Source organism: Gluconacetobacter sp. (genome assembly GCF_047721585.1).
In the GTDB taxonomy this organism is placed as follows: domain Bacteria; phylum Pseudomonadota; class Alphaproteobacteria; order Acetobacterales; family Acetobacteraceae; genus Gluconacetobacter; species Gluconacetobacter dulcium.
This window is the reverse complement of record NZ_JBDNXE010000168.1, coordinates 1-6,900: the sequence shown is the minus strand read 5'-3', so window position 1 is coordinate 6,900 and position 6,900 is coordinate 1. Positions and strand designations below refer to the sequence as shown.

Genomic DNA, 6,900 nt, shown 5'->3' with positions numbered 1-6,900 from the left:
AAAAAGCAGCCTGACTATTGAACCACAAACTCTCCGGTAAACCCGGGGCGGTTCAGTCTCAAAAACCGAGGCCGGTACAACGCTTTGCTCCTGCTGAAGCGCGCCCTGTTCGCCTGGCTTATTGCCGACGGCGACATGCACCTGAAGAATCTCGCGCTATTGAAAGTTTCGGATCCCGGGAGTGGCTGCTTCGGATCTGTCCGTTTGGCCCCGCTCTATGATGCTGTTACGACCCAGGTATTCCCAGGACTGGAGCGAGACGGAATGGCGCTCAAGATCAACGGTAAGGACGACCGTCTGCGCCGGGTGGATTTCAAAGTGTTCGCGGCAACGGCCGGGATCAGGGCATCCGACGCTGACACGCTGATCGGCAGCGTGGTGGAAGATTTGCGGAGCGCGCTGGATAAGGTCGAGCTTCCAGCGATCGTCTCCGCAAGCGCGGCAGGGAGCGACGCCGCGAGCAGAATGCTTGCCGTGATTGCCAAACGTCTGGAGAGCTTCGCGTAACCCCCCCGGCCGAGGTTCGCGTCCCTTGGAGCGGGCATTGCCCCAGCGGAAGAAAGCGCCTTGGCATTGCGGATTCATGCACCATTTTTGCACCACAGATGAGGAAGATTTAGGGTGACAAAGGGTGCCTTCAGGTGACATAAATAATACAGCTTCATCAGTATGTTAAAAAGAAATCTCCGATATGATCTTGATGTATTTTTGCCCTCTCATGGCGGCAACAGGGGTTCGAAGCCCCTATGGGACGCCATAGCTTTCTAAGTAAACGCAGAATTATAGCCAGAAATCACGATGGGTTAGACGCCTTCGGGGTCTGGTTGGATACGCTCTGTCCCGCGCATGGCCGCCTGTGCCCGCCGGACTTGATCGGCTGCGTTTTACACACTCCGGGATCGAGTTTTGCGTGCGCAATGTGCTCCATCGCCTCTCGTGAGAGACGGGTCTGATCAGTGGTGCGTGTCGTGGTCATGGACCGATCGGGTGCGCCTGACACGCAAGTGAAGCGGATTGCGCGTTCCTTTGGGGTTCAGCGTGTCGGCCTCAAAAAATTGAATATTTTTTGAAAACGCTATTTCTATGTTTTTTTTGGTTAAGTAGAATATTATTCTTTACAGAATTTTCTCTGATTTTATTTGAAGGAAAAGAAAATCGATCACGGGGATCGTGCATATTTCCAATATGATTTGGCTGCGCAATAATGGGCGTGGTGCGAAGCCTTCTGGCTTCATGGAGATCATGATGAGATTCAACACGTCGAACGAACTGTTTTCGTCCGGGATTTTCAGGGTTGGTATCGCGGCCGTATTGGCGCTGGTGGTTCTTCTGATTTTGAACCCGTTCTACCAGGTGGCATCGGGCTATTGTGGCGTTCTGCTGAATTTTGGCTCGGTGCAGCCCACGCCGCTCAATCCGGGCCTGCGCTTTGCGATCCCTGTCTACCAGCAGATCGTGCTTGTCTCGACACAGCCGCAGACCGTGACCTCCGACGAGCGGGCGGCCACCCATGACCTGCAGAACGTTCACACCGCGGTTTCGGTGACCTTTCACATCAATCCGGCCGACGCACCGGGGTTCTATCGGGATTTCCGGGCCTTCAACATTCTGGGGAGCCGTATCATCGGGCCGACGGTTTCCAACGACGTGAAGGCGGTAACCGCGAATTACAATGCCGAGGAACTGATCACGAAACGAGATATCGTTGACGGGCAGATCAAGGACCTGGTGATCAAATCGCTGCTTCCATACCACTTGAGTATCGAGGCCGTGAATATATCGAACTTTGCCTTCTCGCAGGTCTATGAGCAGGCCATCGAAGCCAAGCAGGTGGCCCAGCAGCAGGCCCTTCAGGCACAATATACCTTGCAGCAGACCCAGATATCGGCACAGCAGCAGGTGGTCCAGGCCAAGGCGCAGGCCGATGCGGCGATCGCGACCGCGCAGGGGCAGGCGCAGGCCCTGCTGGTGACGTCGCAGGCCCAGGCCAAGGCCAATAATCTGGTCTCGCAATCGCTGACGCAGCCGCTGTTGCAGCAGAAGGCGCTGGACCGGTGGAACGGCACCATGCCGACCTATCTGAGCGCGGGTGCGCCGATACCGTTCATCGGCAGTACGATCTCGCCGTAGAAGCGATGGGCGATGCTTCGCGGCCGGGCCGGTGAGGTTGCACCCCCCCCGGTTGCCGCAGAAGGCCGTAAACGCGCGTTTACGGCCGAGCCCTGACAAGCAAATAGAGAATTCATCTTATCTGTCAGGATATGCTTAACCATTTTCTTTCTGATAGTGCATATCGTCTTTGAAATTCGCCTTCAGGGCTCTCTGTTCCAGACGGTTCAGCGTCAAGCATCTGGTATCCAATCCGAGGTCCTGCAGAAATTTACGGATGATCTTCCAGGATGGTTGCGGAGTTTGCTCTTTCTGCGGTTTTTTGACATGCGCGATGGAGCATCGGGATTTCTGGGGCGGGAGCCTGGTCCGGGGTGCTGGCGGTCGGGAGCCGTCGGATGTGGGAAAGATCCACTTCCGCATTAAGAAAGACATCGCTGCATTTTCCGGTTTCGGTCGGTTCGAAGAATTTTAGTGAAGGCCGGGGTATCGGGAATGGCATTCACGTTTGTCATCGTCGCGCGATAGCCGGTCGTTTTATGACAGGTGTGCGTCGGATTGGAGTTTCCCCGCGGTACGACACAGGGATTCGTATTCTGGACGGTCTGTGGTCCGATGCGGGATGCCATTGGATCCCGCCCGGTGTGGGGGATGTTCAGCCGTGCATCGCCTTTTTGATTTTCTGGTCCGTCTTGTACTGGCTGAGGGCGTAGACCGACCAGATTGCGGCGGGAATCCAGCCGATGACCGTAATCTGAAGAAGCAGGCAGATGATGCCGGCAATGGGTCTGCCAATGGTGAAAAACTGAAGCCAGGGGAGAAGGAGAGCGAGAAGGAGGCGCATGTGGATGGTCTCTATGCGAAATGTTGATCAATGAGTTTCCTCGCGATACGGGGAAACCCTGGGCCATGTATTCTGCGTGCGTTTCGGCCGCAAGCCAAAGGAAAGTTCCGGGGTGGCGTTGCAGCGTGACGTGTTGGGTCCTGCCACAGGGGACCCTGTGTACAATCATGTGGATAACGGGTACAATCATGGGATGGGCCGGCGGAACATGGCGCGCATCTATAATTAACCGCCGGAAAGTAATGTCGGACATCGTGATGGTGATGGCCTTGTCTGCTTGAGGTGAAGGGAGCCGGTTCTGCCGCGCTATGCGGCGGAGCGGGTATTGTTGCAGTATGGCATAGAACTGTTGGCTGGCTGAGGCGTTTTGGCTTCGGACTATACGGCTCGAAATGACGTGATCAGGCGGTTGTCGTGCGTCGCGTCTCGGGTTGTTGTTTGAATGATTTGCTGAAAGGCTCTGCCATGCTGATGAATCGATTCGCCGCTCTTGCCGTTTCCTGTGGTCTGGCGTTTTCCGTCGTGGGGGCCGCGCGGGCGCAGGGTGTGCCGGCACAGGTGCCTGCCGGGACGACGCTCTCGACCCCGCCGGCTGGCAGTGTGCCGGTGACGTCGCCGGTCGATCCGGCATCCAATCCTGCGACGCAGGGTGCGCAGATCGTCAATGGCGTGACGGGTTCGACGACTGCGGCGACGCCCGGTGTGCTGGGCGAAAACGGGTTGCCGACGCTGGCCTCGGCCAGTGCGGGCAATGTTGCCGGTCTGGTGACGTATTGCATTCACAAGAAACTCGTCTACGGCACCACGGCGCGTACCACCGCGCGGGCGCTGGTCAAGCGTGATGACGTGAAGAACGACCAGTTCTATTCGGTCGGTGGGCAGGGTCTGTTGCAGACCGGTACCAGCACGCCGTTCGATATCTCCACGCTCGACCGGTCCAAGCGGGTCGAACTGTGCAGCGATCTGGTCAAGAAGGGCCAGTCGCTGGCCGACTGATGCGGTTTTCGTGACCGGTGCATGCCGTGCGGCGCGGCATCACCGGTCATGATTTCTGGATTGCTGGCGGGTTGGGAGGTGAATGGTGCGTTGCCCGCGCTCGCCAGCACGCATGTCCAGGCAGGTTTTGTGAATGGGCAGGGAGGTTGGCGGCGTCTGGACGGGGCGTGTGCGTCATTCTGCTGGCGGCCATGGCGATGGGTTTTTTTGGTGCGCGGGTGGCGGTCGCGGCGCCGCAGGTGCTGGTGCTGAATCCGGGAAATACGGAGGCGCGATTGCATGCGCGGTCGGCGCTGACGGATATTGATGACAGCTTCGCGGGCGTGTCCGGGCGGTTGCAGTATGATCTGGATCGGCAGACCTGCCATGTGAACCTGACCATGGATGTCGGGTCTCTGAAAGTCGGCAGTGCCGTCATGAAACAGGTCATGCTCTCGGGCATCATGCTGGATAGCGACGCGCATCCGACCATGCGTTATGTGGGAGAGTGCCGGCCGAGGATCGTGGGCGGTGAGGTTCATTCCCAGCTTGTCGGCACGTTGACGATGCGGGGGGAAGGCGCATCCTGTCACGTTTGAGACCCAGATGCGCTTTTCGGGGAATACGCTGCATCGGATCGTCAGCAATGCGACGTTCGATCTGCGGCTGTGGGGTGTCAGCACGCTGCTGCATTCGGTCGATCCGATGGTTCGGTCGGAGACGGTCATTACGCTCAAATAGGTGATCCGTTCAGGTGTTTTGCGTGAACGGACAGCCGTGCTCTCGAACGTATAAAAGTCTTTTTGCTTCTTTTTCTTCAGAAAAAGAAGACCCCCTTTACAGCCGCGCCATCAGCGCGGCGATCGGCATGATCAGGTGCCGATGAAGCCATCGGTGGAGCGGCTGGAAAGGCCGCGCGTAAGAATCCAGGGCAGCGGATTGAAAATCGGGTGCCGCGCAATGCCGGCCGAAATCCTTTGCGAAGGGGACGGCTGCGCCTTGCCGGACATAGCGGTGGTACAGGTCGGCATCCGCTCCCGTGCCCCAGCCGGCGGCCTGGCACAGGACGGCGGCGAAGGCCTGAGAGCGAGGAGGGAGCAGGTCGGCCGCGTTTTCGGCCTGGTCGACGGCGATGGCGCGGTAGTGGAAGCGGCGGTAGGGGGCGGCTTCGCTGGCGGCGAAGCGGGTGCGTTCGCCCTCGGTGACGAGCGGGCCGGGCAGGGCGGCGGCGGTGCGGGCCTTTCGGGTGATGGGGAGTGTCGGCTGGTTGTCGGGCGGGACGAGAACCGCGACGGTACGGCCGGCGCCCATGGAGAAGCCGCCGTGGAAGACCGCATAATCCGGATCCTGCTCGGTGCCCATGATGTCCATGCCGTGGGTGCGGGCGATGGTCGCCGCCGTGAACCATGCCTGGGCGCGACCGACTGCCGTCCAGCGATGCTGCGCGTCGTGCAGCGCGTTGCCGTAGGTTCTGGCCCAGGTGCGGAACGGGGTGGGTTTGCCGTCGATGGCGTAGCGGGGATCGTTGTCTTCGGGGAAATAACCCAGGGATTCGCTGATGCGGCCGGCGCGGACCAGTCGGCGGGCGAGGATCATCCTGATCGTATCGGGTTCGGGCGGGGCCGCCCAGGGGATGGCCGGGCCGTGCGTGGCGGGGATGTGCGCATCGACATAATGGCGGAGTTCCTCGGTCGTGAGCACCCGTTCGGCGACGTAGGCGGCATCGAAGGCGATGCCGCTGCGGCTGCCGGCGCTGGCGGCGGCGGTGTAGAGGCAATCGAAGGCCGCGACATATTGGCCGCGGGACAGGGTCAGCACGCCCTGCTCGGCGCGGAGGCGGCTGATTTCCTCCGGTGCCAGATCGTCATGGAGGGTGGGAAATCCCTTGGCGGCGTCGGCGTAATGGCGGGAGGCGGCGGCGAGGTCGCCATGCTGGATGGCCAGTTTGGCCAGCACCCAGTGCGATAGCGGGCCGGGCTGCATGGTGGCCAGCGTTTTTGCCAGATCGTAGCGGCCGCCGCGATAGGCCAGGGCGGCCAGGCGGTCGGCCTGCGCGATGTGGTTGAGTCCGCGTGCCTGAATGGCATCGACGAGAGTGACGATGGCCGGATTGGGGCGGATGGTGCGGATTGCGGTGCAGTAGGGGCAGTCATTGCCGCGAAGGCCGCGCGCCGCGTCGTGATAGCCGAGGCCGCCCCGGTCCGGTGCGTCGTAGTCGGATGCTGTGGCGGGGTCGTCGTTGACGATGTCGCCGGTGCGGGCCAGCGCATAGGCGACCAGGAGTTTCTGGCCGATTGGGTCTTCGATCAGGCGCTGGGCGCGGCGCGGGTCCGCCATGGCCCATGCGGCGATCAGTTGCAGCGAGATGACGCCGCCACTGGCGCCGCGCGCGGCCTGTTGGGCATAGAGGCCGATGGCGTGCGTGAGGTTGGCGGCTTCGATATGATCGGCACAGGGGGCGCTGGTTAGGAAGGCTTTCCAGCCGCAGGCGCTCCCGGCGGCCATCAGATAGGATCGGGCTTGTTCGCCGTAGCTGGCGACGGCGAGGGAGAGCGGATCGGGCGCGCCCTGCCGGGCAAGGGCGCGGGCCTGGGCGAAGGCGTGCGCGGCCGCCGCGCGGGCCTCGGCATTGCCGGTGGCGAAGAAACGCTCCTGTTGCAGGCGGCCGAGCATGTAAGCGGCCCAGACGGCGCGGCTCTGGCCCTGGCCGTCAGGGAGGTCGAGCACGGCCTGGAAATGTTGGCGGGCGTGCTCGGCATAATCGCCAGGGATGCCTTTGCGCACGAGGGCGTAATCGACCGCGCCGGCAGTATAGAGGCGGATCGCGGGAGGGATGCCGTCGCCCTGGTTGTAGGCAGAATCGCCATCTATCGCGTTGCGCATCATGACGATGCGATTCTGTTGCAGGGGTGTCAGGACCTCCATGCCCGCTTCGGGCGGGAGGCTGTCGGGATCTGGGGATTGGGCGGGGC

The 6,900-nt window shown here is 61.0% G+C and carries 7 protein-coding genes; 5 read left to right on the top strand and 2 right to left on the bottom strand.

Annotated elements, in window-relative coordinates:
* Nucleotides 1-84: 84 nt before the first annotated feature.
* On the top strand, nucleotides 85-507 hold the full coding sequence (locus ABF821_RS19110) for a HipA domain-containing protein (protein WP_415531227.1): 423 nt from the start codon (nucleotides 85-87) through the stop codon (nucleotides 505-507).
* Between the two features lie 735 nt (nucleotides 508-1,242).
* Complete coding sequence (locus ABF821_RS19105; protein WP_220791750.1) at nucleotides 1,243-2,130, top strand: prohibitin family protein; 888 nt, start codon at nucleotides 1,243-1,245, stop codon at nucleotides 2,128-2,130.
* Between the two features lie 634 nt (nucleotides 2,131-2,764).
* Here ABF821_RS19105 and ABF821_RS19100 read toward each other — a convergent pair.
* Complete coding sequence (locus tag ABF821_RS19100; RefSeq protein ID WP_114729090.1) at nucleotides 2,765-2,953, bottom strand: YqaE/Pmp3 family membrane protein; 189 nt, start codon at nucleotides 2,951-2,953, stop codon at nucleotides 2,765-2,767.
* Between the two features lie 465 nt (nucleotides 2,954-3,418).
* Between ABF821_RS19100 and ABF821_RS19095 the strand changes: the two genes are divergently transcribed.
* The 3 genes from ABF821_RS19095 to ABF821_RS19085 all read left to right on the top strand — a co-directional run bounded on the left by ABF821_RS19095 (nucleotide 3,419) and on the right by ABF821_RS19085 (nucleotide 4,669).
* Complete coding sequence (locus ABF821_RS19095; RefSeq protein ID WP_182973790.1) at nucleotides 3,419-3,949, top strand: DUF2501 domain-containing protein; 531 nt, start codon at nucleotides 3,419-3,421, stop codon at nucleotides 3,947-3,949.
* A 167-nt stretch (nucleotides 3,950-4,116) separates the two neighbouring features.
* Nucleotides 4,117-4,527 carry a YceI family protein gene (locus ABF821_RS19090; RefSeq protein WP_415531226.1) on the top strand — a complete coding sequence of 137 codons (411 nt, stop codon included), beginning with the start codon at nucleotides 4,117-4,119 and terminating at the stop codon, nucleotides 4,525-4,527.
* Nucleotides 4,528-4,534: 7 nt separating this feature from the next.
* The gene (locus tag ABF821_RS19085; protein ID WP_415531225.1) at nucleotides 4,535-4,669 is read left to right on the top strand and encodes a hypothetical protein; all 135 of its coding nucleotides are present in this window, start codon (nucleotides 4,535-4,537) and stop codon (nucleotides 4,667-4,669) included.
* Nucleotides 4,670-4,765: 96 nt separating this feature from the next.
* Here ABF821_RS19085 and ABF821_RS19080 read toward each other — a convergent pair.
* Nucleotides 4,766-6,900, bottom strand: a 2,135-nt coding sequence (locus tag ABF821_RS19080) for a hypothetical protein (RefSeq protein ID WP_415531224.1), incomplete at its 5' end; no start/stop codon positions are given.

Coding starts and splice junctions, on each gene's coding strand:
- ABF821_RS19105 (WP_220791750.1), top strand. CDS start 1,243: ATGATGAGATTCAACACGTCGAACGAACTGTTTTCGTCCGGGATTTTC.
- ABF821_RS19095 (WP_182973790.1), top strand. CDS start 3,419: ATGCTGATGAATCGATTCGCCGCTCTTGCCGTTTCCTGTGGTCTGGCG.
- ABF821_RS19100 (WP_114729090.1), bottom strand. CDS start 2,953: ATGCGCCTCCTTCTCGCTCTCCTTCTCCCCTGGCTTCAGTTTTTCACC.
- ABF821_RS19085 (WP_415531225.1), top strand. CDS start 4,535: ATGCGCTTTTCGGGGAATACGCTGCATCGGATCGTCAGCAATGCGACG.